This is a genomic window from Enterobacter sp. ENT02 (assembly GCF_019219165.1).
In the GTDB taxonomy this organism is placed as follows: Bacteria; Pseudomonadota; Gammaproteobacteria; order Enterobacterales; family Enterobacteriaceae; genus Enterobacter; species Enterobacter mori.
Map to the genome: position 1 here is coordinate 1 of NZ_JAHUWD010000002.1, position 26,219 is coordinate 26,219.

The 26,219-nt window shown below is 57.7% G+C and carries 20 protein-coding genes; 16 read left to right on the forward strand and 4 right to left on the reverse strand.

Annotated elements, in window-relative coordinates; translation table 11 throughout:
• Window positions 1-136 precede the first annotated feature (136 nt).
• Complete coding sequence (locus tag KW829_RS05965) at window positions 137-2,281, reverse strand: TonB-dependent siderophore receptor (RefSeq protein WP_218307811.1); 2,145 nt, start codon at window positions 2,279-2,281, stop codon at window positions 137-139.
• 123 nt (window positions 2,282-2,404) lie between these two features.
• Between KW829_RS05965 and KW829_RS05970 the strand changes: the two genes are divergently transcribed.
• A complete protein-coding gene (locus KW829_RS05970) occupies window positions 2,405-3,973 on the forward strand; it encodes an alpha/beta hydrolase-fold protein (RefSeq protein WP_218307812.1) in 1,569 nt (522 codons plus the stop codon).
• Here KW829_RS05970 and KW829_RS05975 read toward each other — a convergent pair.
• Window positions 3,959-4,207: a DUF1158 domain-containing protein gene (locus KW829_RS05975; RefSeq protein ID WP_010428319.1), complete on the reverse strand. Its 249-nt coding sequence runs from the start codon at window positions 4,205-4,207 to the stop codon at window positions 3,959-3,961. The two genes, KW829_RS05970 and KW829_RS05975, sit on opposite strands and share 15 nt — an antisense overlap.
• Window positions 4,208-4,686: 479 nt before the next feature.
• On the opposite strand from KW829_RS05975, the gene KW829_RS05980 reads away from it, so the two are divergent.
• The 3 genes from KW829_RS05980 to KW829_RS05990 all read left to right on the forward strand — a co-directional run bounded on the left by KW829_RS05980 (window position 4,687) and on the right by KW829_RS05990 (window position 11,710).
• On the forward strand, window positions 4,687-7,395 hold the full coding sequence (locus tag KW829_RS05980; RefSeq protein WP_218307813.1) for a cation-transporting P-type ATPase: 2,709 nt from the start codon (window positions 4,687-4,689) through the stop codon (window positions 7,393-7,395).
• Between the two features lie 106 nt (window positions 7,396-7,501).
• Window positions 7,502-8,566 (forward strand): efflux RND transporter periplasmic adaptor subunit, encoded by a 1,065-nt coding sequence (locus KW829_RS05985; RefSeq protein ID WP_218307814.1) that lies wholly within the window; start codon window positions 7,502-7,504, stop codon window positions 8,564-8,566.
• Window positions 8,567-8,575: 9 nt separating this feature from the next.
• On the forward strand, window positions 8,576-11,710 hold the full coding sequence (locus KW829_RS05990) for an efflux RND transporter permease subunit (protein WP_218307815.1): 3,135 nt from the start codon (window positions 8,576-8,578) through the stop codon (window positions 11,708-11,710).
• On the opposite strand, the gene KW829_RS05995 is transcribed toward KW829_RS05990, so the two are convergent.
• Complete coding sequence (locus KW829_RS05995) at window positions 11,661-12,782, reverse strand: YbdK family carboxylate-amine ligase (RefSeq protein ID WP_218307816.1); 1,122 nt, start codon at window positions 12,780-12,782, stop codon at window positions 11,661-11,663. The two genes, KW829_RS05990 and KW829_RS05995, sit on opposite strands and share 50 nt — an antisense overlap.
• A 105-nt stretch (window positions 12,783-12,887) precedes the next feature.
• Between KW829_RS05995 and KW829_RS06000 the strand changes: the two genes are divergently transcribed.
• Window positions 12,888-13,778 (forward strand): oxidoreductase, encoded by an 891-nt coding sequence (locus tag KW829_RS06000; protein ID WP_218307817.1) that lies wholly within the window; start codon window positions 12,888-12,890, stop codon window positions 13,776-13,778.
• On the opposite strand, the gene KW829_RS06005 is transcribed toward KW829_RS06000, so the two are convergent.
• Entirely contained in the window at window positions 13,775-14,566 is a 792-nt protein-coding gene (locus KW829_RS06005; protein WP_218307818.1) for a helix-turn-helix domain-containing protein, read from the reverse strand. The two genes, KW829_RS06000 and KW829_RS06005, sit on opposite strands and share 4 nt — an antisense overlap.
• 79 nt (window positions 14,567-14,645) lie before the next feature.
• Here KW829_RS06005 and KW829_RS06010 point away from each other — a divergent pair, with 79 nt between their 5' ends.
• From KW829_RS06010 to KW829_RS06060, 11 genes are all read left to right on the forward strand, one after another.
• On the forward strand, window positions 14,646-16,613 hold the full coding sequence (locus KW829_RS06010) for an FUSC family protein (protein WP_218307819.1): 1,968 nt from the start codon (window positions 14,646-14,648) through the stop codon (window positions 16,611-16,613).
• Entirely contained in the window at window positions 16,606-16,821 is a 216-nt protein-coding gene (locus KW829_RS06015; protein WP_218307820.1) for a DUF1656 domain-containing protein, read from the forward strand. The genes KW829_RS06010 and KW829_RS06015 overlap by 8 nt, the downstream gene beginning before the upstream one ends.
• Complete coding sequence (locus KW829_RS06020; RefSeq protein WP_218307821.1) at window positions 16,818-17,681, forward strand: HlyD family secretion protein; 864 nt, start codon at window positions 16,818-16,820, stop codon at window positions 17,679-17,681. Before KW829_RS06015 ends, KW829_RS06020 begins: the two co-directional genes overlap by 4 nt.
• Before the next feature lie 72 nt (window positions 17,682-17,753).
• Window positions 17,754-18,191: a DcrB-related protein gene (locus tag KW829_RS06025; protein ID WP_047347183.1), complete on the forward strand. Its 438-nt coding sequence runs from the start codon at window positions 17,754-17,756 to the stop codon at window positions 18,189-18,191.
• A 17-nt stretch (window positions 18,192-18,208) separates the two neighbouring features.
• Window positions 18,209-22,420: an RHS repeat-associated core domain-containing protein gene (locus tag KW829_RS06030; protein WP_218307822.1), complete on the forward strand. Its 4,212-nt coding sequence runs from the start codon at window positions 18,209-18,211 to the stop codon at window positions 22,418-22,420.
• Window positions 22,417-22,848, forward strand: a complete 432-nt coding sequence (locus KW829_RS06035; RefSeq protein WP_010428339.1) for an SMI1/KNR4 family protein — start codon at window positions 22,417-22,419, stop codon at window positions 22,846-22,848. The genes KW829_RS06030 and KW829_RS06035 overlap by 4 nt, the downstream gene beginning before the upstream one ends.
• A gap of 480 nt (window positions 22,849-23,328) precedes the next feature.
• Complete coding sequence (locus tag KW829_RS06040; protein ID WP_148400358.1) at window positions 23,329-23,631, forward strand: hypothetical protein; 303 nt, start codon at window positions 23,329-23,331, stop codon at window positions 23,629-23,631.
• 363 nt (window positions 23,632-23,994) lie between these two features.
• Window positions 23,995-24,081 carry a hypothetical protein gene (locus tag KW829_RS23045; protein WP_237702320.1) on the forward strand — a complete coding sequence of 29 codons (87 nt, stop codon included), beginning with the start codon at window positions 23,995-23,997 and terminating at the stop codon, window positions 24,079-24,081.
• 92 nt (window positions 24,082-24,173) lie between these two features.
• Entirely contained in the window at window positions 24,174-24,707 is a 534-nt protein-coding gene (locus KW829_RS06050; RefSeq protein WP_218307823.1) for an SMI1/KNR4 family protein, read from the forward strand.
• Window positions 24,708-24,913: 206 nt separating this feature from the next.
• Window positions 24,914-25,318 carry an SMI1/KNR4 family protein gene (locus KW829_RS06055; protein ID WP_218307824.1) on the forward strand — a complete coding sequence of 135 codons (405 nt, stop codon included), beginning with the start codon at window positions 24,914-24,916 and terminating at the stop codon, window positions 25,316-25,318.
• 355 nt (window positions 25,319-25,673) lie between these two features.
• The gene (locus tag KW829_RS06060; protein ID WP_089599365.1) at window positions 25,674-26,054 is read left to right on the forward strand and encodes a hypothetical protein; all 381 of its coding nucleotides are present in this window, start codon (window positions 25,674-25,676) and stop codon (window positions 26,052-26,054) included.
• Window positions 26,055-26,219 lie beyond the last annotated feature (165 nt).

A 26,219-nucleotide genomic window follows, 5' to 3' on the forward strand; every position in this document is an offset into this window, starting at 1 on the left:
GCATAGGTCGGGTCTCAGTCCAGGGCATAGCGAGTCTCCTCTTCTATGCCAGTTATAACTGTTACCCATGTATCCGGTCTAAAGTGTTACCCATGTTTCCGGTTCATACCCGACGCTTACCGGGCCTACAAATCACTTACCAGCGATAATTCACCGTCGCCGTCACCGTTCGGCCAATCCCGTAGAAGCACGCCGTATCGCTTGCGCACGACGCAACATATTTCGTGTCCGCCACGTTATTGACGTTGAACTGCACGCTCGCCCCTTTCAGGCTGTGGTTCAACTCGCCCAGATCGTAGCTCAGCATCGCATCATACAGATCCACCGACGGCACCTTGAAGGTATTCTTCGCATCGCCGTAGCTGGTACCGATGTAGCGCATCCCCACGCCAGCGGTCAGGCTCTTCAGCGCGCCGCCCGGAACGGTATAGCTGGCAAACGCCGATGCCATATGTGCCGGAATACGCGCCGGCGTTTTGCCTTCTGTTCCCGCCACCGTCGTGCTTTTTGTTTTCGCATCGGTGTAGGTGTATGAGCCAATCAGGTTGATGTTGTCCATCAGCGTGGAGTGGATTTCCGCCTCAACGCCTTTCGAACGCACTTTACCCGCGTTCTCGAACCAGCCTTCGGCGCTGTTGTAGGTTGCCACGTTGTCCTGGGTTAAATCGTACAGCGCGAGGGTCATCAGCGTACTGTCGACCGGCTGATACTTCAGGCCAATCTCGGTCTGCTCCCCGGTGGTTGGCTTGAAGGGGGCAACGCCCGGCGCGCGGTTGGTTTGCAGGTTCGGTTCAAACGAGGTGCTGTAGCTGACGTAAGGCGACAGGCCAGAATCGAACGCGTACAGCAGGCCGGTTCGCCAGGTGAACTTGCTGTCGTTCTGCTGGGTTAAGCTGCCGTCGGTGAAGTCGTGAGTTCGCACTTCGCTCCAGTCGTAGCGCCCGGAGACCAGCCATTCCCAGCTGTTCCAGCTCATTTGATCCTGCAAATACAGCCCCATCTGGTCGAGATTTTGCTGCTCGTCGGTGGCCGTTTTGAAGGTGCTTTCATCCACGTTCACGCCGTACACCGGGTTCGTCCAGTCGAGGTCATACTGTGAACCGCTCCCGCGTTCCAGCAGCTGTTTATCTTTGCTGGTCTTGTAGTCGAACCCGCCGAGCAGGGTGTGGCTGACGCTGCCGGTCTCCATCAGATACTCAAGCTGGTTATCCAGGCCAAATTCGTTGGTGGTGCGCTCTTCATGCTGCGCGCGTCGCGTCAATACCGTGCTGTTGGCCGCGCTGCTGGCGTAAACGAGGTAACGGTATTTTTGTTTGATGCTGGCGTAACGCGCGTTCTGGCGGAAGGTGAGGTCGTCGGCGAACTGATGTTCCAGCTCGTAGCCGATCGTCGTCTGCTCGCGCCAGGACTGGTTGTAATTCGGATCGCTGACGTTAAAGTCGCGCGGGATGTATTTCCCGTCGACGCTTTTGACCGTGCCGTAGGCGGGCAGGAAGTTGCGGTAGCCCGCATCCGGATCCTTCTGGTAGCTGGTCAGCAGCGTAAAGCGGGTCTGATCGTTCGGGTACCAGGTGATAGCAGGCGCGATCGCCATCCGCGTCTCTTTATAATCATCCACCTGATTATGCTGGGTACGGGCGATACCGTTGACGCGATACAGCACGCGGCCGTCGTCGCTCAGCTTGCCGCCGAAATCAAACGCGCCTTCTGCCAGATCGTTATTGCCGGTGCGGAACTGCACGTTATGGATGGATTCCGCGGTCGGCCGTTTGCTGGTCATGCTGATTAACCCGCCAGGGTTGACCTGACCAAACAGCACCGACGCCGGGCCACGCACCAGCTCCACTCGCTCCAGTAACCACGGGTCAATCGTACCCGTCTGGGACGAGGCTGTCGCGCCGAAGCTCAGGCCGTCGAGGAATTTCGGCACATAGCTAAAGCCGCGCACGAACACCTCGTCGTTACGGTTCGACGAGCCGCGGTACTCGGTAAACACGCCCGCCGAGTAGCGCAGCGCCTGCGATACGGACGTCACGTCCTGCATGTTCATCTGATCGCGGGTGATCACCGATACCGACTGCGGCGTTTTCACGATCTCCGCGCGGGTCTTGGTTGCGGAGAGTGTTTGGGTTGCCACAATCCCTTTTACCGGGGCGGTGGGTTCTTCACTCACACTCTGCGTCACCGTTATGGTTTCTTCTCTATTTTCAGCCTGAGCCGCCACGCTGGTCGTCGCCAGACTCAGCAGACACAGTTGCATTATCTTATTATTCTTAAACATTTTTTCTACTCATCCTTGGTTGCTATCGCCATAGAAACACCGTTAAAACGCGTTAGATGATATTGCAAATTATTACCATTTGCATTAGCGTTGATAACAAATTTCGTCAGGGAACAAGCGGTAATGAAGAGGGTATGGAGCGGATTATTACTCGGGATAGGTGTGCTGCCTGCGGTGGCGGCAACCTGCGAACACTCTTCCCGGCAGGGAGACGTCCAGGGGAAGTTTGATGCCAGCGGTGAAGTCTGTTTTATGCTGCCAGAGCTTGCTGAAAATTATGTCTCCGCCACGCTGCATGGCGTAACGGATGCCCGCCTGCTGGACGGGCAAAACCGCCGCATTCGTACGTTGGTTGAAAATGGGCCCGCCGATGGCGAACATACGCTGCTTTTTGCCCTGCCGGAAAAGCAGAGTACCTCGCTGGTCCTGCACGGCGAAGCGGGTAAACCCTGGCGTTTTCAGTGGCGGATGAAAGAGACATCTGCGCTACCGCGCGTACAGATGCTTGCACCTGAAAGCCCAACGCTTCAGGCGCTGGCAAAAGAGATTGCTGCCGGAGGGAGTACCGACGCGTTCTGGCAGACGCAGATTCGGCAGGGAACGCCGATGGTGGAGCCGGTAGACGCAGAACATAAGCGCGTCACCTTCCTGTGGCGCGGCGCGCGGGATAACGTTTTTATTCTCGGCTCACCGGCGGGGGATCACGACCCGCTGTTCCGCCTGGGCAACAGCGACGTCTGGTTCCGCAGCTATGTGGTGCCCGCTGACACGGTGATGCAGTACAAGCTCGCGCCCGATGTGCCGATCGTCGAGGGTTCCTCACGCGATCAACGTCGCGCGATCCTGGTGAGCGCCCAGGCCGATCCGCTCAACCCGAATACATTTGGTGAACAAAAGACGGATCGCTGGAACCGCTATTCGCTGCTCGATCTCAGCCCGGCACGCTATTGCTCCGTGCAGGCCACGGCTCAGCCACTGGTCCACGGGTCATTAAGCCGCCAGAGCATCAGGAGCAATATCCTCGGTAATACCCGCGAGGTGATGGTCTATAAACCGCGCGGCGCACAGCCTGCACGCTGGACGCTCATCCTCTTCGACGGGCAGATTTATCAGGACGAGTACCATTTCGCTAATGTGCTGGACGGTCTGATCGCCCGCCATCATCTTCCGCCGATTAACGTGGTGTTTATCGACAGCCTCGATCACGCCCGACGCGGCAACGAGCTGCCGCCGAACCCGGATTTCGCCGACTTTATGGCGCATGAACTGCTGCCGTGGCTGCGCGGGCAGGGCATCGCGATGCAGCGGCAGAAAACGGTGCTGGCGGGGTCGAGCTACGGGGGAATCGCGTCGTCATGGGTAGCGCTGCGCTATCCGCGCCTCTTTGGTAACGTGCTGAGCCTTTCAGGTTCGTACTGGTGGGCACCGAAAGGGGAGGCTCCCGGCTGGCTGACGCGGCAATATAATCAGTCGCCGCCATATCCGGTGCGCTTCTGGCTGCAGGCCGGAAAGTTTGAAACCACGGGGCCGGGCGGGGGCATTTATCGCACTACGCAGGATTTCGAACAGGCGTTGAGGGAGAAAGGGTATCGCGTCAGCTTCCATCCCTCATCCAGCGGTCACGACTACGCGGCCTGGTGTGAAGCGCTGATCCACGGCATGCGTGACTTCACCGGCTTACGACGCCAGTGAAAACCAGCGGCGCCAGACGAAACGCAGGATAAAGAATTCGATGGCGCCGAGTGCCAAAAACCACAGGCAAAACAGAATGGTGTAGAGCTGGTTCAGATCGACCATGTGAAAGGTCGTCATCAGCTTTTGCGCCAGCACCAGACCCAGCGACGGCGCGGGTAACAGCAGGCAAGAGATCAGGGCCAGCAATAAAATGCCCCCCGCCGTAAGCAGCGATTCTAACGGGTGTTTCATCTTAATGTTAATCGTCAGTTAAAAATGTCATTGTCCGGCATTCTGTAACGTAAAGCAATATCGGCCCCGCTGGCCTTTTTGAATAAAACAAAGACATTATTACTGCGAATAAATAACACTATACGACCCGGTGTTCATATTAATATCGCGTTATGTAAATAAATGTCCGTATCAGGAAAATAATTTTACAAATGTATAGGTGCTATAACCAATTAACGTGGCAATAACAATGGCTGCGACAATGTATAACGCCAGGCGTCGTCCGCGATAAATACCAAACATGGTTCCCCCTCGTTTAGTGTTGGTTTAGAAATATTTTGTAAAAATCAGGTCATCGAAATAGTTTTAATCAGTTTTGAATAACCGAGAAGTCATTATATTGCGGTAGATCAATTTTACCCGCAAGACTTAAAAATGAATTTATTTAAGCCAGAAAGGAATTCAGGCTTCTGTTCACCGGATATTGAAGGAAAAATACGATGACCGAAAAAAAATTGTCCCCAAACATGCCGCCTTCCGGCGGGCTGGCATACCAGCAGACCGCAGAGCAGGTGCTTACGTACCTGCAGAGCCAGGCCAGCGGTCTGGATCGTGCAGAGGCGCAGGCGCGTCTGCAAAAATCAGGTCCGAACGCGCTGCCGGAGAAAAAAGGTAAACCCGCCTGGCTGCGTTTTTTGGCCCATTTTAATGATGTGCTGATTTATGTCCTGCTGGCCGCCGCCGTATTAACGGCAGTAATGGGCCACTGGGTTGATACGCTGGTTATTCTGGGCGTCGCGGTAATCAATGCCTTAATTGGCCATATTCAGGAAAGCAACGCGGAAAAATCCCTGAAGAGTATTCGCAATATGCTCTCCAGCGAGGCGCGCGTTATTCGTAACGGCAGCCACGAAACGATACCCACAACTGAAATAGTTCCGGGCGATATTATTGTATTACGCGCGGGGGATCGTATTCCGGCGGATATGCGTCTAATCGAAGCGCATAATTTACGCGTGGAAGAGGCGATTCTGACCGGTGAATCCACCGTGGTGGATAAGCACACGAATCCGCTGAGCGGCGAACTGCCGCTGGGCGACCGCACCAATATGGTCTTCTCCGGGACGACCGTAAGCGCGGGCGGCGGCGTCGGCCTGGTCACCGCGACCGGCAAGGATACCGAACTCGGCCACATCAACCAGATGATGGCGGGCATTGAAAAACACCGCACGCCGCTGCTGGTGCAGATGGACAAGCTGGGTAAAGCGATCTTCGCCATTATCCTGGCGATGATGGCCGCGCTGTTTGTCTTCAGCCTGGTGTTCCGCGAAATTCCAATGGGCGAGCTGCTGCTCTCCCTGATTAGCCTGGCGGTGGCCTCCGTGCCGGAAGGTCTGCCAGCGATTATCTCCATCATCCTCTCGCTGGGCGTGCAGGCGATGGCGCGCAAGCGGGCCATTATCCGCAAGCTGCCGACGGTCGAAACCCTGGGCGCGATGACCGTGGTTTGCTCGGATAAAACCGGCACTCTGACCATGAACGAAATGACGGTCAAAGCCATCATCACCGCCGACGCCTGCTACCGCGTGGACGGCAACAGCTACGAGCCGGTGGGCAACATCTACCTGGAAGGCAGCGACGAGCCGGTCCACATCCAGCCGGGCACCGTGCTGGAGCAGTACCTGCGCACCATCGACCTGTGTAACGACAGCCAGATGATTCAGGACGAGCGCGGCCTGTGGGGCATTACCGGTGGGCCGACCGAGGGCGCGCTGAAGGTGCTGGCGGCGAAGGCCAGCCTTGCGCCGGTCATGACCACGCTGGTTAACAAGATCCCGTTCGACTCGCAGTACAAGTACATGAGCACCCACTACCAGATTGGCGGTGAGGAGCAGATCCTGATCACCGGTGCGCCGGACGTGATTTTCGCCCTGTGCGCGCAGCAGCAGACCCGTCACGGCGCGGAAGCCTTTAACCACGCGTACTGGGAAACCGAGATGGAGCGCTATGCGCGTCAGGGGCTGCGCATGGTTGCCGCGGCGTTTAAGCCAGCGAACGGCGAGCAGGAGCTGACGCACGACGACCTGAGCCACGGTCTTATCTTCCTCGGCATCGCCGGGATGATGGATCCGCCGCGTCCGGAAGCGATTGAGGCGATTCACGCCTGCCAGCAGGCGGGGATCCGCGTGAAGATGATCACCGGGGATCACCCGCAGACGGCGATGAGCATCGGCCAGATGCTGGGGATCACCAACAGCGAGCAGGCGGTGACCGGTTACGAGCTGGAGAAAATGGATGACGCCGAGCTGGCGGATGCGGCGGTGAAGTATGACATCTTCGCCCGCACCAGCCCGGAGCATAAGCTGCGCCTGGTGAAAGCGCTGCAGGATAAAGGTGAAATCGTCGGCATGACCGGTGACGGCGTGAACGATGCCCCGGCGCTGCGTCAGGCGGACGTGGGCATCGCGATGGGCATCAAAGGCACGGAAGTGACCAAAGAGGCGGCGGACATGGTCCTGACGGACGATAACTTCGCGACCATCGCCAGCGCGGTGAAAGAGGGGCGTCGCGTTTATGACAACCTGAAGAAGACCATCCTCTTTATCATGCCGACCAACCTCGCGCAGGGGCTGCTGATTGTGATTGCGCTGCTGGCGGGGAATATCATTCCGCTGACGCCGGTACTGATTTTGTGGATGAACATGGCGACCTCCGCCACGCTCTCCTTCGGCCTGGCCTTTGAAGCCGCCGAGCGCAACATCATGCGCCGTCCGCCGCGTCAGACCGGGCAGCACGTGATGGACGCCTACGCCGTCTGGCGCGTGGCCTTCGTCGGCACCATGATTGCCATCGCCGCCTTTGCGCTGGAAGCCTGGCTGGCCCCGCGCGGCCACAGCGCGGAGTTCATCCGCACTGTGCTGCTGCAGATGCTGGTCTGCGCCCAGTGGGTGTACATGATTAACTGCCGCAACACCGAAGGGTTCTCCCTGAACCGCGGCCTGCTGGCAAACAAAGGTATCTGGCTGGTGACGGGCGTGCTGTTCCTGCTGCAGGCGGCGATTATCTACCTGCCGTTTATGCAGATGTTGTTCGGCACTGAAGCGCTGCCGCTGCGCTACTGGTTCGTGACTCTGGCGGTGGCGGGCGTGATGTTCTTCGTCGTCGAAATCGAGAAGCGACTGACCCGCAGGTTCCGTAAGGCTGCATAACTTTTTGCCCTCACCCTAACCCTCTCCCACAGGGAGAGGGAACTCTGACCTCCCTCTCCCTGTGGGAGAGGGCCGGGGTGAGGGAAAACAACGCCGAGGTACTCCCATGAAACTCCCACTCCTGTTCGCGCTCCTCGCCTGCACCCTGCAACCCGCATTCGCTGCCGCCATTCCCGTTCGCGTCGCCGCCGTGGAGCAGACCGCCCACGCCGCCGAGCGTCAGATCCCGGGTCGCATCGAAGCGATTCACACCGTTGAGCTACGCGCCCGCACGGAAGGCGTGATTACCAAAATCCACTTCCGCGACGGGCAGTACGTGAAAAAGGGCGACGTGCTGTTTGAGCTGGACGACGCCGAGCCGCGCGCCGCCCTGCGCCTGGCGCAGGCCGAAGTGAGAAGCGCCGAAGCCACGCTGCGTCAGGCGCAGCAGCAGCTTTCCCGCTTTGAAAGCCTGGGTAGCAGTAACGCCATCAGCCGTCACGACGTGGATAACGCCCGCATGCAGCGGGACGTCGCCAGCGCCGCGCTGGAGCAGGCGAAAGCCCGTCTCGACACCCGCAGCGTCACCCTGAACTACACCCGCATCGCCTCGCCGATTGACGGACGCGTGGGGCACAGCAGCTTCCACGTCGGTAGTCTGGTCAATCCGGCGAGCGGCGTTTTGGTGGAGGTGGTCCAGCTCGATCCGATCCGCATCGCCTTTGCGCTGGAAGAGGGGGCGTTTGCCACCAAAGCCGGACAGCATGCGGATATCAGCGCCATGAAGCAGGCCTGGCAGGCGTTAATTGACAGCAACGGCCAGCGCGTCAGCGGTGAGCTGACGTCGGTGGATAACCGCATCGACCCGCGCACCGCCAGCGTGATGCTACGCGCCGAGTTTGCCAACCCGCGCCATCAGCTCCTGCCCGGCGGCAACGTGAACGTGACCCTGCGCCCGGCAAGCGAGCAGCCGGTTCTGACCCTGCCCGCCGCCGCGGTACAGCAGAACGGCGACGGGTTCTTTGCCTGGGTGGTTAACGCCGACGGCAAAGCCGAAATGCGCCCGCTGAAGGTCGCCGGACAGATTGGCCAGCAGTTCCAGATTGCATCCGGCGTGAAGCCCGGTGAGCGAGCAATCACTGACGGCGTGCAACGCGTGCAGCCCGGCGCTACCGTCCAGATACTGAATTAAGGAGCCATCATGCTGACGTTTTTCATCAAACGCCCGCGCTTCGCGATGGTGATTGCGCTGGTCATCACCCTGCTGGGGGCCATCGCGCTGAGGATTATTCCGGTAGAGCAGTACCCGCAGATCACGCCGCCGGTCGTGAATGTGTCAGCGTCATGGCCCGGCGCCAGCTCGGCTGACGTGGCGGAGGCCATCGCCACGCCGCTGGAGACCCAGCTAAACGGCGTGGATCACATGCTCTATATGGAGTCCACGAGCTCGGACGAAGGCTCGTACAGCCTGAACATCACCTTTGCGGCGGGTACTGATCCGGATCTCGCCGCCATCGACGTGCAAAACCGCGTGGCGCAGGCCGTGGCGCAGCTGCCGACCGAGGCGCAGCAAAATGGCGTGCAGGTACGCAAGCGGGCCACCAACCTGATGATGGGGGTAAGTCTTTACTCACCGAATAACACCCACACGCCGCTGTTCGTCAGCAACTATGCCAGCACCCAGGTGCGGGAAGCGCTGTCTCGGCTGCCGGGCGTCGGGCAGGTACAGATGTTCGGCGCGCGCGACTACAGCATGCGCATCTGGCTGCGTCCGGACCGCATGAACGCCCTGAACGTCACGACCGACGACGTGGCGCAGGCGCTGCGCGAGCAGAACGTGCAGGGGGCGGCAGGCCAGGTCGGCACGCCGCCGGTGTTTAACGGCCAGCAGCAGACCCTGACCATCAACGGGCTGGGACGTTTAAACCAGGCCGACGACTTTGCCGACATCATCATCCGCGCCGGGGAGATGGGCCAGCTGGTGCGCCTGAAGGACATCGCCACCATTGAACTCGGCTCGCGCAGCTACAGCTCCGGCGCGCAGTTGAACGGGCACGACTCCGCCTACCTCGGCATCTACCCGACGCCGTCCGCCAACGCCCTGCGCGTGGCCGACGCGGTGCGCGCGGAGCTGGAGCGCCTTTCGACGCGCTTCCCGGACGACCTGGTCTATGAGGTGAAATTCGACACCACCTCCTTTGTTGCCGCCACCATTAAAGAGATTGGCGTCTCCCTGGCGCTGACCATGCTGGCGGTTGTGGTGGTCGTTTCCCTGTTCCTGCAAAGCTGGCGCGCGACGCTGATTGTCGCGCTTGCCATTCCGGTGTCGCTGGTGGGCACCTTTGCGGTGCTCTACACGCTCGGCTATTCCGCCAACACCCTCAGCCTGTTCGCCATTATTCTGGCGCTGACCATGGTGGTGGATGACGCCATCGTGGTGGTGGAGAGCGTCGAAACGCTGATGGCGGAAGGGCAGAGCCGAACGGCGGCGACCGCGCTGGCGCTGCGCCAGATCGCAGGGCCGGTAATCGCCACGACGCTGGTGCTGCTGGCGGTGTTCGTGCCGGTGGCGCTGCTGCCGGGGATCGTTGGCGAGCTGTATCGCCAGTTTGCGGTGACGCTCTCGACGGCCGTCACGCTTTCAAGCCTGGTGGCGCTGACTCTGACCCCCGCGCTCTGCGCGATGCTGCTGCGTCCGCGTCCGGAGAAACCTGCGGCACTCTATCGCGTCTTTAACCGCGGGCTGGACGCCACGCGTGGTTTCTACACCCGCATCGTGAACGTTTTAAACCTGCGTCCGTGGCTGGCGCTGCTGGCCACCGCAGGCGCGGCGGCTGTGGTGGCGTTCAGCTTTATGTCGATGCCTAAAGGCTTCCTGCCGCAGGAGGATCAGGGCTACTTCTTCGCCAGCGTTCAGCTGCCGGAAGCGGCCTCGCTGGAGCGCACCGAAGCAGTGATGGCCACCGCGCGCGAGCTGATTGCCAAAAACCCGGCGGTGGAGGACGTGATTCAGGTCTCCGGGTTTAACATTCTCAACGGCACCAGCGCCTCCAACGGCGGGTTTATCTCCATCATGCTGAAGGACTGGAGCGAGCGGCCGCCGCTGGATGAGGTGATGGGCACCCTGCAGCGCCAGCTGCTGGCCCTGCCGGAAGCGACCATTATGACCTTCGCACCGCCGACGCTGCCGGGGCTGGGCAACGCCTCCGGCTTCGACCTGCGCATTCAGGCGCAGGCTGGGCAGAGCCCGGCGGAGCTGGAGCGCGTGACGCGTGAGGTGCTGGCGAAAGCCAACCAGCACCCGCAGCTGAACCGCGTGTTCACCACCTGGAGCAGCAACGTGCCGCAGCTGACGCTGACCGTTGACCGCGAGCGCGCCGCCCGTCTCGACGTGCCGGTGTCGCGCATCTTCAGCAGCCTGCAAACCGCCTTTGGCGGCACGCGCGCCGGGGATTTCAGCGTGAATAACCGCGTTTACCACGTCGTCATGCAGAACGAGATGCAGTGGCGCGAGCGCGCCGAGCAGATTAGCGAACTGTTCGTGCGCAGCAACAGCGGTGAGCGGGTGCGTCTGAGCAACCTGGTCACCATTACGCCGACCGTCGGCGCGCCGTTCCTGCAGCAGTACAACCAGTTTCCATCGGTGTCGGTGAGCGGCTCGGCGGCGGAAGGGGTGAGCAGCAGCACCGCGATGGCGGCGATGGGCGAGATTCTGGCGGAAAACCTGCCAGCCGGGTACGACTATGCCTGGAGCGGCATGTCTTATCAGGAGCAGCAGACCGGCAACCAGGCGATGTGGATCGTGCTGGCGGCGGTGGTCATGGCGTGGCTATTCCTCGTCGCCCAGTACGAGAGCTGGACGCTCCCGGCGAGCGTGATGCTCTCGGTGCTGTTCGCCATCGGCGGGGCGCTGGTCTGGCTGTGGTTGGCGGGATACGCCAACGACGTGTACGTGCAGATAGGTCTGGTGCTATTGATAGCCCTCGCCGCCAAGAACGCGATCCTGATAGTGGAGTTTGCCCGCGCGCGGCGCATGGACGGGATGGCGATTGTCGATGCCGCGCGCGAAGGGGCCTCGCGCCGCTTCCGCGCGGTGATGATGACCGCCGTGTCGTTCATTATCGGCGTATTGCCGATGATGCTGGCGACCGGGGCGGGAGCCCAGAGCCGCCGCATCATCGGCACCACGGTGTTCAGCGGCATGCTGGTGGCGACCGTGGTAGGGATCCTGTTTATCCCGGCGCTGTTCGTGCTGTTCCAGCGCCTGCGCGAGTGGGGCCACGGCCTTACGGACTCGTCGCCCACAGATCGCAGTGCTTCTGAACCAGAGAAATAAGCGAACCGCCGTCGGCGATAAACTCCCGCATGCGCTGCGCCTCGCTCTTGCCCTGCTTTAACAGCAGGGCAATTTCATTGATTGCGCTCGTCGCGCCGAGCTTCTCGGCCGACGGCGCAACCTGCTCCAGCAGCCAGGCAATGTCTTCCGCCACGGTTTTGTGCTCACCGGTGTGCACGTCCGTCAGAATGCCCTCTAATCCATAGCGACACGCCTGAAAACGGTTAAAGCGATACAGCAGAAAATCCTTCTCCTGATGCTTATAGGGCCGCGCGGTCAGCAGCCAGTGGGACGTCGCCTGAATCAGTCCGGCGATGTTAATCGCGTGGCCGAGCGTCAGCGGCGTATCCATCACCCGCATCTCCACGGTGCCGAAGTGCGGGCTGGGGCGGATGTCCCAGTGCAGATCTTTAATGCTGTCGATCATGCTGGTCGAACTCAGGCGGCGGAACAGCCCCTCGAACTCCTGCCAGCTGTTGACCCACGGCATCTGGCCGTTATCCGGGAACCCTGAAAAAATGTTAAGCCGCGACGAGGAGAACTTCGTGTCCGTACCCTGCATGTACGGCGAGGCCGCCGCCAGGGCGATAAAGTGCGGGACAAAGCGCGACAGGCCGTGCAGCAGGTAGATGGCGTCATCCCCGGTCCGACAGCCGACGTGGACGTGCTGGCCGAACACCGTTGCCTGCAAAATCAGGTAGCCAAAGCGCTCCAGCGTGACGTTATAGCGCTCGTCGTCGCACACCTCCTGCCGCTGCCACTTCTGGAACGGATGCGTCCCGCCGCCGCAGATCTGGATATGCTGCTCCGCCGCCGCGCGCAGGATGCTCTGCTGCATCACCGAGAACTGCGCGGCCGCCTGGTCGATGTTCTGGCACACGCCGGTGGCGATTTCGAGCATGCTTTCGGTGATGTCGTGTTTGACCTCGCCGCCTTTGATGTCGTCTTTGACGGCGGCGATAAGCGCGGAGGAGTCCTGGCTGAGATCGTACCCCGGCGGGTTAACCACCTGCAGTTCGAGTTCGATGCCGAGGGTAAAAGGTTCAGAGGATTTGAAATCGGGTAAAGGCATGGCGCACTCCGTTGTCTGTTGTGTGTTGAGTATAGACAACGACGTGGCGCTCACTTTTTAGGGTGGTATAACTGTTAGCAGGCTTAGCGAAAAGGGGAGTTAACCATGTCTGACAATCCAGTGATTGCGCTGATTGGGCCTGGCGCAATTGGTACCACCATTGCCGCAGTGCTGCACGACGCGGGCCGTACGCCGCAGCTCTGCGGACGTACCGCGCATCCTGAACTGCGTTTGCGCGACGACGAGGGTGAAACGGTGGTGCCGGGGCCGGTATTGACCGATCCGGCCGTCATCACGCGCCCTGTCGATCTGGTATTCGTGGCGGTAAAAACGACGCAAAATGCCGACAGTGCCGGGTGGCTGCGCGCGCTGTGCGATGAAAACACCGTGGTCTGCGCCCTGCAAAACGGCGTGGAGCAGAAAGCCCAGCTGGAGCCGTGGGTCAATGGCGCGACGGTGCTGCCGTCGGTGGTCTGGTTCCCGGCGCAGCGCGAGCCGGATGCCTCCGTGTGGCTGCGCGCCAAACCGCGCCTGACGCTGCCGGACGTGCCGCAGGCGCAGCGGGTAGTGGAGGCGCTTCGCGATACGCGCTGCGCGGTTGAGCTCTCGGAAGATTTCGCGAGCGTCGCCTGGCGCAAGCTGCTGCAAAACGCGGTTGCCGGGCTGATGGTGCTGGCCAACCGCCGCGCCGGGATGTTCAGGCGTGAGGATGTCAGCGAACTTTCGCTGGCCTATCTGCGCGAGGGGCTTGCCGTCGCCCGCGCCGAAGGGGCGAAGCTGGACGCTGCTGTGGCCCAGGAGATTCTGGCGAACTTCCAGCGCGCACCTGAGGACCTGGGTACCTCGATTCTTGCCGACCGTCAGGCCGATCGACCGATGGAGTGGGATATCCGCAACGGCGTGATCCAGCGCTACGGCCGCAAACACGATATTCCGGTACCCATCAGCGACGTGGTGGTCCCGCTGCTGGCGGCGGGGAGCGAGGGGCCGGGCTAACGGCCGCTGTTTTTCCGTTCGGCAAAGTAATGCGCGGGCGTGCTGCCCATCGCTTTTCTGAACATGGTGATAAACGCATTCACGGATTCGTACCCGAGCGCTGTCGCCATGTTCTGGACCGGCACGCCGCTTGCCAGCTCCCGCAGGGCAATAATCAAATGCAGCTGCTGGCGCCACCGCCCGAAGCTTAGTCCGGTCTCGCGCTGCATCAGGCGGGCAAACGAGCGCTCGCTGAGGGCCAGCCGCTTCGCCCACGCTTTCAGGGTGCTTCTGTCCTCCGGGCGGCTGACCAGCGCTTCGGCCATGGCGCGAATTTTCGGGTCGGATGAGACCGGCAGGCTCAGCTTCTGCTGCGGCATGCTGGCGAGCTCGTCCAGCGTCACCCGGGTCAGCCTGGCGACGTGGCTGTCGGGGGGATAATCAACCCCTTCATGCGTCAAACGATCGACCAGCTCCTTAATCAACGGCGAGATCGCCAGCGTGCAACACTTCTCCGGCAGCGCCGCCGCGCCGGGCTCAATAAACAGATAGTTCAGGTGCGCGTTCCATGTCGCTTTCGCGCTGTGCGGGATCCCGCCCGGGATCCAGACGGCGCAGTCCGGCGGCACGATCCAGATATCGTTTTCCGCATAGCAGCTGACCGCGCCGTAGCGGGCAATAATCAGCTGCCCCTTACGGTGGGTGTGTACCGGCACTTCCGCGGCGTAGTCCACGAAGTCCAGATGACGCGCCACGGCAGGCGAGGCGCTAGAGTCAGGGTCATACAGCGTATGAGCAAGTTGGGGCATCACGATTCTGGCAACTTTTAGGTATTTTTTGACAGAATAGAGTATTTAAGCGGGTCTGCAAGCCGGTAATAATCCCGGCATGAAAAACATTTTCTCTCATTCCGCACTGCGAAACGACGCGGGGGCGCTGATCTACGCCGCAAAGAGTTTTGCCGCGGCGATGCTCGCGTATTACCTCGCCCTGTCGATCGGCCTTGAGCGTCCCTCATGGGCGATTATTACGGTTTACATCGTGTCGCAGACGTCGGTGGGGGCATCGCTCAGCAGAAGCCTCTACCGGCTGGCCGGTACGGTTGTCGGAGCCTGCGCGACCGTTCTGATTGTGCCCACCTTCGCGAATACGCCGATCCTGTGCAGCGTTGTACTGACGGGCTGGATCGCGTTCTGCCTGTGGCTCTCTCTGCTGGAACGCACGCCCCGGGCATACGCCTTCGTGCTGGCGGGCTACACCGCGAGCCTGATTGGCTTTCCGGCGGTGTCCGATCCCGGCGGCATCTTCAACGTCGCCATTGTCCGCGTGCAGGAGATCGCGATTGGGATTTTCTGCGCGGCGCTGATCCACCGCTACGTGCTGCCCGCGCGGGTATCGGGTCAGTTCAACGCTAAGCTATCCCAGACGCTACGGGCCGCCCGCGGGCGGGTGGCGGATACCTTAGCGGGCAAACCCGACGCGGCTTCCGGCCCGCTGCATCTGGCCCTGGCGCTGCAGTTCCTGCAGGGCATCAGCCACCATATTCCGTACGATTTTGCCCTCTCAGCCCCGGTGCGGCAGGCCAGAAAAGCGATTCACGATCGGCTGGCGCGGCTGGTTATCGTCAACTGTGAATTACACGACCGCCTGCCGGCTATCGGAACCCTGCCCGCCGAGGTGCAGGCATTGCTGGAGGACGTTCAGGCCTGGCTTGCCGCTGAAGGCGCTGGTGCCAGCAGCCCGGCAGAGGCGCTGCGGCACCGCAGCGCGCTTCTCATCGCGCGGTATGCCGCGCAGGCGCAGACGTTTGACGACGTGCTGCGGGTCAGTTTTATCCGCTACCTCTCGGAGGCCATCGCTCTTCTGCAGCAGTGCGAGCACCTTTCCGGGGCCATCCGCCACGCGAAACCGGCCTTCGGGGAGGTACCAGCTCGCGCGGCAAAAGGCTACGTGTTCCACCGGGATCCCCTTACCGCAGCCCGCACTGCGCTGGGGGCTTTCGCCATTATCCTGAGCGGCTGCCTGGTATGGATCTTCTCTGCGTGGCCGGATGGCGCAGCGGCGGTGTCAATACTCGGCGTCTGCTGCACGCTGTTTGGTAGCTTCGACACCCCGGCGCCGCACATTGTGAAGTACATCATTGGCTCGTTCTGGGGCGTGGTGATTAGCCTGCTCTATAGCTTTGCGCTGCTGCCGCAGGTGAGCGATTTCCCGGTGCTGGTGGCGGTGCTTGCCCCGGCGTATCTGCTGGCCGGGTCGCTTCAGGCGCGTCCGCCCACCACGTTTATGGCGATGGGGATCACCCTGACGCTGCCCATTCTGTGCGAGCTGGGTGCGCGCTACAGCGGAGACTTCGCCGTCGCGGCCAACACTGCCATTGCGCTCTTTGCCGCCACTGGATTTGCCGTCATCAGCATGAGCCTGCTGCAAACCGTGCAGGCGGACGCCGCCATCGCGCGTCTGCTGAGCCTGTGCCAGCGCGACATTCGCCGCAGCGTGAAGGGCACGCTGCGGGTTGATGAAACGCACTGGATCAACCTGATGATGGACCGCACCGCTCTGCTACTGCCGCGCCTGCAGCGCAGCAAACATGAGCCAGAGCAGGCGCTCGATCGGCTTCTGCACGCGCTGCGTCTGGGGCTTTCGGTTATGCATTTACGCCGTAGTGACACACTGCCCGTCAGGGAGGTTGACGCGCTTTTTCATCAGATTGCTACCGCAGACAGCAGCCCCTTGCGCGAACGCATCGCCGACATCATCGAGTGGCACCTGCCTGCGGCAGATGAACATACGCGCCAGTTTGTCTTCAGGCTGGTGGATCTGCACTGTGCATTACGGGAGCCAGACCATGGTTAACGATCTCAATATCGGCGGCGTTTTTATTCCGGGGCTGCTGACGGTCGCCCTCGCGGCGCTGGTCTGCACGCTGGGCCTCGTGGCGCTTTTCTCTCTCAGCAGGCTCTACCGGCACCTGCCGTGTCGCCCGCTGCTGGACGTTTCCACCTGGATTGTCACCTTTTTCCTGCTGATGCAGGGCCTGACCGCGTTGGGGTTATTGTCATGAAATCACTGCTCTCTTTACTGGCTCGCTATGCGCTGACGTTAAGTGCGGCCGCAGCTGCCACGCTTCTGGCGTTTATGATGTGGAAACACTATGCACAAACGCCTTGGACACGCGATGGCCGCGTGCGGGCGGACGTGGTGCAGATTGCGCCGGACGTCTCCGGGCCGGTCATCAGCGTGGCCGTGCGGGATAATCAGTGGGTGAACCGGGGCGATGTGCTCTACACCATCGATCCGCGCTGGCTTAAGCTGGCGGTGACCAGCGCGCAGGCGGACGTCGAGTCGAAACGCCATGAGATGCTGATGCGCCAGGATGCGGCCCGGCGACGCACGCTGATTAAAAACGCCATCTCCAGCGAGGATTTGCAGCAAACCGGCAGCGCGGCGAACGTTGCGGCGGCCAACTATCACGGTGCGCTGGCCGCGCTGGCGCTGGCCGAGCTTAATCTGGCGCACGCCACCGTCCGTGCGCCGGTTTCGGGGTACGTCACGCACCTGCGGCTTCGCCCCGGAGACTACGCGACGGCGGGGGAGACAAAAGTTGCCATCGTCGATGCCCACAGCTTCTGGGTGGTGGGGTACTTTGAGGAGACCAGGCTGCGCCATATTCGCGTTGGGGATCGCGCGCGGGTCGCGCTGATGGGCTTCGAGCCTGTGATTACCGGGCACGTGGAGAGCATCGGGCACGGGATCGGGGACAGCAACGATGAGACGGGCGGGCTGGGTCTGCCCGACGTCGAGCCTACCTTCAGCTGGGTGCGGCTGGCGCAGCGCGTGCCGGTGCGCATTCATATCGACACGCTGCCGCAGGGGATTGAACTGGTGGCGGGCCTGTCGGCGAGCGTGTCGGTGGGGCAATAATCTGGGGATAGTCAGCCTTAAACACATATGCGAAACTTACCGCTTCTGAAAATATGTGGTGGGACCCGCTCAATGTCAGAACAACATTCGCAGTGCCTTTTCAGTGAAGGACTGATCAACGTTCCTGAGGGTTATCAGGACCGTACCGTTAACGTATTCGCACCGCCCGCGGCGGATGCGCCGGCGTTCAACATCTCCCGCGATGCCCTCAACCCCGGCGAAGCGCTTGCCGCGTATATCGATCGCCAGCTCGCCCTGATGGCAAAGCACATCAAGGGCTGGAAGCAGGGTGAGCGCAGCGCCGCGACGCTAGGCGACGGCCTTTCACAGGGTGAAACCGTCCATGCCAGCTACCTGCGCGACGGGAAACGCATCTGGCAGCAGCAGGCCGTCTTTAACGTCGACGGCGATAACATTCTGGTGTTCACCATGACCTGCACCCGCGCGCTGGGCGATGCCGACGGCGCGCTGTTTGGCGATCTTCTCAGGAGCTTCCGCTTCCACCATTAACTTCAGGGACCGTTGTTATGTTTGAAGCAGCACGCGTTGGTGATGATATCGGCCACTCCGGTGCGCTGGCCGGGATGATTGCCGGAACGATTGTCGGTGGCCTGATTGCCGCCGCCGGGGGCATTCTGGCGGGGGCCATGTTTATTGCTGGCCTCGGCGCATCCTGCCTTGGCGTGGGCGTCCTGCTCGTCGGTGCCAGCCTGGCCGTGGGGTATTACACCGGGGAGCTGGCAACCGCCGCCCGGGACAGCATCGCGGACGCCGGGGCATCCAGCATGACGAAGAAAGGCGTCATCACCTCCGGCTCGCCCAATGTGTTTATCAACGGTAAACCCGCCGCGCTTGCCACCGATAGCACCGTCGACTGTTCTGACGACGGCTCGCAGCAGATGGCCGAAGGCTCTAAGCGCGTCTCCATTAACAGCCAGCCTGCGTCACGCATCGGGGATCGCACCACCTGCGACGCGAAGGTGATGACCGGTTCGGACAACGTCATTATCGGCGGCGACCCGCAGCAAACCCTGCCCATTCAGTCTGAAGTGCCCGAGTGGCTCTACAAAGTCTCCGATCTAACCCTGCTGTTCGCCGGCCTGCTCGGCGGGTGGGGCGGTGCCGCTGGCAAAGTCGGGGCGCTCTCTAAGCTGCTGGGCAAAATCCCCGGCATCAACAAGCTGGCCCGTATCGCCTGTCGCGCCGGCACGCTGATGACCGGCGTGGCGGCCGCGGGGATCATCGCCCGCCCAGTGGATATCGTCAGCGGACAGAAGTTTCTCAGCGGGGATGATGAGCTGGACTTCGTCCTGCCTTCCCGTCTGCCGGTGCGCTGGCAGCGTTACTGGCGCAGCGGCAACCCCGGCGACAGCGTGCTGGGCCGCGGCTGGAGCCTGTTCTGGGAAAGCCGCCTGGAATCTTATCAGGATGGCCTGGTGTGGCGCGCGCCGTCCGGCGATTACGTCGCCTTCCCGAAGGTGCCGAAAGGGCTGCGCACCTACTGCGAAAGCGAAAAGAACTGGCTTGAACATCATCAGGACGACAGCTGGTCGGTGTATGACGTCAGCGGCGAGCGCTGGCACTATGCACCGCTGCGGGAGGATGCCCCGTCGCTGCTCCAGCGCATCTCTGAACCGTGCGGCAACGATATCCTCTTCGAGTGGAATGCGGATAATACCCTGCATGCCCTGACCGACAGCGCGGGCCAGCGCGTGGTCTGCCGCTACGACCGTGACAGGCTCCTCGGCGCCTGGCTGGATGACGAGATCTGCCTGGTCAGTTACGCTTATGATGAACAGCGCCAGCTGGTCTCCGTGACCGGCCGGGGCGGTAGCGTGCGCCGACGCTTCAGCTGGCAGGACGGGCTGATGAGCACCCACGAGGACGCCAACGGCCTGCTGAGCGAATACCGCTGGCGGGAGATTGACGGCCTGCCGCGCGTGGTCGGTTTCCGCCACAGCGGCGGCGAACAGCTGACGTTCGAATACGATTTTGATAACGGCACCCGCCGCGCGACCCGCGAAGACGGCGCGCAGGCGCACTGGCTGGTGGATGACGACGACAACGTCGCGCGCTTCACGGATTACGACGGCCGCCAGACGACGTTTGTTTACCGCGACGGCGAGCTCTGCGACGTCATACTGCCGGGCGGCGCAATGCGCCGCAGCACGTGGGACAAATACGGCCGCATGACCAGCGAGACGGACCCGGCGGGCCGCCGCACGGAGTATCACTGGCATCGCCTGACCGACCGCATCACCCGCACGGTGTACCCGGACGGCACTTCAACGCAGGCCATGTACGACCTTCGCGGTCGCCTGCTGTCGGAAACGGATCCGGCCGGTAGCACCACCGCGTATCACTATCCCGATGATGAAGAAAACCTGCCGGAGAGCATTACCGACGCCATCGGCGGCGTGGTGCGTCTGGTCTGGAACCACCAGGGGCTGCTGACGCAGCGCACCGACTGCTCCGGCAGCGTCACCCGCTTCACCTACGACCGCTTCGGACAACTGATTGCCAGCGAAGATGCAGAAGGGAATATCACGCGCCGGGAGTGGAGCCGTGCCGGGCTGCTGAGCGTCGTGATCCATCCGGACGGCAGCCGCGAGTCGCTGGTGTGGAACGAACGCGGCCAGCTCACGGGCTGGCGCGACCCGCTGGAAAGCGAGGTGAGCTGGGCCTACAACGCGCTCGGCCTCCCGGTCAGCCTTACCGACCGTATTGGCCGCGTGCGCCAGTGGGGCTACGACCCGCGCGGTAACCTGCTGCGACTCGATAACGGCAACGGGGCGGAATACCGTTTCACCTACGATGCCGTGGGCCGACCGCTCAGCGAAACGCGCCCGGACGAGACCGTGCGCCATATGGAATGGGACGCGCGAGGGTTCCTCTGCGCGCTCGAAGAAAACGGCCGGCCTGCCGCCGACGGCGGTATCGCCCGTCGCGTCCAGCAGTTCAGCTATGACGACAGCGGGCTGCTGATCGGGCGCACACAGCGCCACGCGGAGTACCGCTACTTCCGCGACCTGAGCGGCCAGATTACCCGCATCCGCCGCACGCCAACCGCCGAAGGCGTTGCCCTGGGTATCGAGAGCGATGAGATCGCTTACCGCCACGATGCCGCCGGACGCGTGCTGAGCGAGTCCGGCATTAACGGCGAGGTGGGCTACGAATGGGATGCTCTGAGCAACCTGACCGGCCTGACGCTGCCCGGCGAGCAAAAGCTGGCCTGGCTGCACTACGGCTCCGGCCACGTCAGCGCCATCCGCTTCGGGCAGCAGCTGGTGACCGAGTTCACCCGCGACCGCCTGCACCGCGAGGTGCGCCGTACTCAGGGCGCGCGCGATCAGATCCGCCAGTATGACAGCCTCGGCAGACGCACCCTGCAGCGCAGCGAATTGAGCACGGACGTGACCCTGCCGGAGCAGGCGCTACTGGAACGCCTGTATCGCTACACCGCACGCGGCGAACTTTCCGGCGTCAGCGACACCCTGCGCGGTGAGGTGGACTACGGCTACGACGCCGAAGGGCGCCTGCTGAAGCACTACGAGGCCCGCCAGGGGCACAGCCGCGCGCAGTTCAGCTACGATGCCGCGGATAACCTCGCCGCCAATGACGATCCGGTACCGGTCACGGATAACCGCCTGCAGCACTGGCAGGCGCTGTTCATGAAATACGACCACTGGGGCAACCTGGTCAGCCGCCGCAACGGGCTGTATGAGCAGCATTATGCGTATGATGCCGAGAACCGTCTGGTGTCCGCCCGGGGAACCGGGCCGGAAGGGCGGTTTGAGGCACGCTATCACTACGACGCGCTGGGCCGCCGCACGCGCAAAATCGTCACCACGACGCACGGCACCACCGACACCCGCTTCCTGTGGCAGGGCTACCGCCTGCTGCAGGAGCAGCAGGAGAGCGGGCTGTGCAGCACGTATATTTACGACCCGAATGAAGCCTGGAGCCCGCTGGCGCGGGTGGATCATCTTCGTGACCAGAGCAGCGGTGAGATTTACTGGTTCAATACCGACCTGAACGGCGCGCCGCTTGAAGTGACAGACGAGCGCGGCGCGGTGCGCTGGAGCGGCCAGTACGGCAGCTTTGGCGAGGTACGCCACCAGAGCGAAGGGTTCTCACGGGGGGGGAATCGCACGGCGATGCCACACCAGCCGCTTCGCTATGCCGGGCAGTACGCTGACGGTGAAACGGGGCTGCACTATAACCTGTTCCGCTACTACGACCCGCAGGTCGGGCGGTTTATTGTGCAGGATCCGATTGGGTTGAATGGTGGGTGGAACCTTTATCAGTATGCGCCGAATCCGTTGGGGTGGATTGATCCGCTGGGTCTTGCTGCTTGTAATTCTTCTGGGCAAAACAGGAAGTTTTGGAAAAATGAACCAATAGAATTTAACGGAAATAAAGTTTATCAGCGGGATGATTTATTTGATCCTGAATTGATGACAACTTGGCGTGAAAAAGGAAAAGTTTTCAGGGGAACGAACGTAGAGCGAATGGCTACAGGCCGTGCACCTGTTGGATATGATGGAAATGCAGTTAATTTACATCATATGTTACAAACTCAAGATGGCCCAATTGCGGAGATGAGTCAAACATTCCATAAAACTAACCATGGAATAATACACATAAATCCAAACACAATCCCATCTGGTATAGATAGATCTGTATTTGATACATGGCGTAAACAATATTGGACAAACAGAGCGAGTGATTTCCTATGAGCAGAGAAGAATTAGTAGAGCTTTTTGATAAACATTCTGATTTAATCAACATGGGAACGTCTGAAGATTCTCCAGGAAGTGACTGGATCGATGCTGCCGAAAAAGCATTATCAGTGACTTTTCCTGCTAGCTATAAGTGGTTTTTAAACAATTATGGTGGCGGAGATATCTGTGGTGAGGAAATTTATAGTATTTACTGCCTGCCTTTTGATGAGGCGGTAGGTGGAGATATAGTATATCAAAATACTATAGCAAATGATAATTTAAAAAAAGGAAGAGTTGTTGTATCGAATACGGATTTTGGCGAAGAGTTCTTTTTTGATGCAAATGAAATGGAAAAAATATATGTATCATTAGGGGAGAATGTTCAACCCTATGCTGATAATTTTATTGAGTATCTCAAGAAACGATTGTTTGCATACATTTAATAACTGTATTTTTCCATTCTAACTAAAACGCCGGGAAGTACTTTTTAATTTCCGGCTTGTTTTACCTATTAAGTTTAATATAACTACTACGCTCCTCGGATAGACTGTATATCGTACAGGATCCGATTGGGTTGAATGGTGGATGGAATCTTTATCAGTATGCGCTGAATCCGCTGGGATGGTTTGCTCCGTGGAGGTTATGTAATGGTAATACTGTCATAAGAGCGGTGACGCCTGAAAACGAGAGAGTATGTGAGCGGCTAAAAAACAATAATAACAACACGTTAGCATAAAATAACACCGGCCTAACATGTTGCAGGTGCTCCGCATTCGCGTGACTCTTGGATTTCCTCCACCAGAAGCCAGGCATCAGCAGAGAATTTACAAACACTGCTTACTCGAAATGCTGATGCGGCGCATCAGAAAGTTTTAATTTTGGTGAGGCATCCCACGAAACCATAATATTTTAATAGGTCATTTATGTTAAGTGATGTAAAGAAAAAAATAATTGAAAATGATTTTGTTAATAACGTTAGGATTAATATGATTTTCAAAGATGAGCAGTATAATGACTTGGTTTCTGGTTTAGAGAAACTTGCTAACCTATTGAAAAATAATGAGTCCATAGATAAAGAATTAGCTTTGTATTTATATACAATACCTCAAATGATAAGAAATGCGTATGCTAGTTTTGATAAAGTGGAAAACAAACCAGATTTGGCTTTTAAATTAGAGGATGCATGGATAGAGTTAGACTCGCTAGTAATAAACTGTTTAAGCTAAAAAGAATGAAGGCCGGGTGAGAGATTCGTCCAGCTTTGATATGATATAATCCTTTCTTGAACCACAAATATATAATTAATAATCCATCCTCTACTACGACCCGCAGATTGTGCGGTTTACTGTACAGGATCCGATTGGGTTATGTAGGGGATATGAAGTCAGTGGTAACAATCCATACCAGACGCGGGTTGATCCTCATTACCCCGGAAGAGCTCATCAAGCATTCTCAATAGATACCAGAACATTAGTATCAGGAATGCTTATTTCAAACTGCAATATAAGGAAATACCAAGAACTTTGGAGTCAATAATCTGATATGCATCGGGTTCCTTAAGTTAAAGCAAGTTATATAGAATAAAAGAAGTGGGAAAGTTACCGAAAATAGATGAAACCTGGATTAAAGTATTTCCAGAGCATGTGAATTATAAAGGAAAAGCAATAATACATTAACATGTAGATTTTGGGACATATCCTATACCCTAACCTGAACGTATTCATGTTGACAATGGCGATGTTTGGCATACGAATTGAGAGTAATAATTGTGTTAATAACACTAAATGAAATTGAAGTTAAATTAAATGAGAAGTTCTCTCCTTTTAATGGAGAGATGGATGATTTGATTTTGAAAAAAAGAATATCGCCTGTAAACAATATCAAACTTTCTGAGGAAAGACTTCGTGTGAATTTTCCAAAGGATTTTATTGAGTTTGTCAATAATTATGATGTTGATAACTTCTCTTTGGGGAATATATCTTTCGGCCATGGTGGTGATTATTTGGAGAAAATAGTCAGTATTAACAATAATCAGTTTAACCATTGGTGGATTGGCGAGCATAGACCAGATGGTGTGTTATGTGTTGCAATATCAGACCCTTATACTATTTTACTTAATACTCATGATGGCAAAGCTTATGCTATTACAAGTGAGCAAACTATGGATGGATGGGAATCGATAGCTGATAGTTTTGAGCTATTTATCAGAGGTGTTGGTTCGCATGTTTTAAAAACATGTCCTTTATCGGAAATTATCATGTTAACAGGGGCGAGGGATACTTCATTTTGGAATGATATCTGATGGCGTTGTCTGGTGATAATTTATATATTACTGCGTTGAATGTTTTTTTGAAACACTATCAAAAATAGTGAAAGAAATAATTTCCAAAATTGTTGTGGTGGTGTGGGTATTAAACCAACTTGCGAACTCAGTCCTTTTGTATAATTTAATACGAGCACAACCTTTACAAAAACCCGCATCTGTAGATGCGTTAGGGTGAAATTACTATGTATCTTACTGATTCAGAAAATAAACTAACTGTATACGAAATAAATGCTTTCAATACGATTTTTGATAATCAACTTCCCGCTTCATTTCTTGATTTTTATCTAAAAAATAATGGAGGACATCCTCGTAAAAATAAAGATGGTAATCCGTTTATGCTTGGCGGGTTTAACCCTGTAAAATATGGTGACCTGCCTATAGAACAACTCTACCGTGACCTTGTTGAGTCGTTTGGCGAATTGAGGAATATGGTCCCTTTTGCATATGATGACGGGGGGAACTCTTTTCTACTATCTCTCAAATCTGATGATTCATTAGGGAAGGTGTTTATTTTTTTCATGGATGATAAAGAAGTTGCATTGGTTTCTGGCTCGTTCTCAGAATTTTTAGAGGAATTGTTTCTTTGAAAGCAATGAGGTAGTGTATGAAATTCACAAAAGTGAGTTTGTTATTATCGAAAACTAAAGCAAAGTATGCAGTTAAAATATTAAATGACAGTCATTAATTTAATTATTGTAAATTTAATAACTATGCTTGCGTCTGGTTTGTTAATGTTTATTGGTAATTGTTGATATTTTTAGATATAAAAGCCAAGATTAAAACCGTAAGCTTCAATGTACGTATAAATTAATGTTAATGGTGAAGAATAGCATGTCAAATGGCAATGTGTGCAAGAGCAGAATTTGGAAAGGTATAGCATTTAGATGTTTGATAAATTTTATTACATAGCTTCAGATTGATGACGATAGAAGGAAGGAATAAATGCAACGATTGATGGGGGACGGTTACGAACCTTATGTTAATAAGTTTAATAACAGGCTTATATATTCATTACCTGTTGAATCGGGATTTGTCAGTTTTCATTTTGAGTTTGATATTCTTCAGACCGATCTTGACGTCCTGCTGTCCGATCATTACCGGCGGGCCGTCCTGGAAGTGACCGCACACACTTTGCTCCAGCGTTCGACGTTGAAGGGACACAAACGATTCACTCAGAACGATTTTGATAACCTTATCGCCACTACTCTTCATGCATCGCAAGAGCATCTTAGCGCATTCATTTCTCAGATTAATCGGGAGCACAATATTTCGATTGAACATTATGTTAATGACATAATGAATAGACGCTTAACTAAAGGATGAATATACCGAACCCAGATAAGGTCAACATTATTGTAATAATAACGCTGGATCGATAGCTCTTTTCAACCTCGTGCTGCCCGAAAAGATCAAATCGATTTTTTCGTGAGAAGCGCTCAGGTGGTTCTGTTTTTCCTTGAGTAGCTTCCCACAAACGCTTATCTGTCG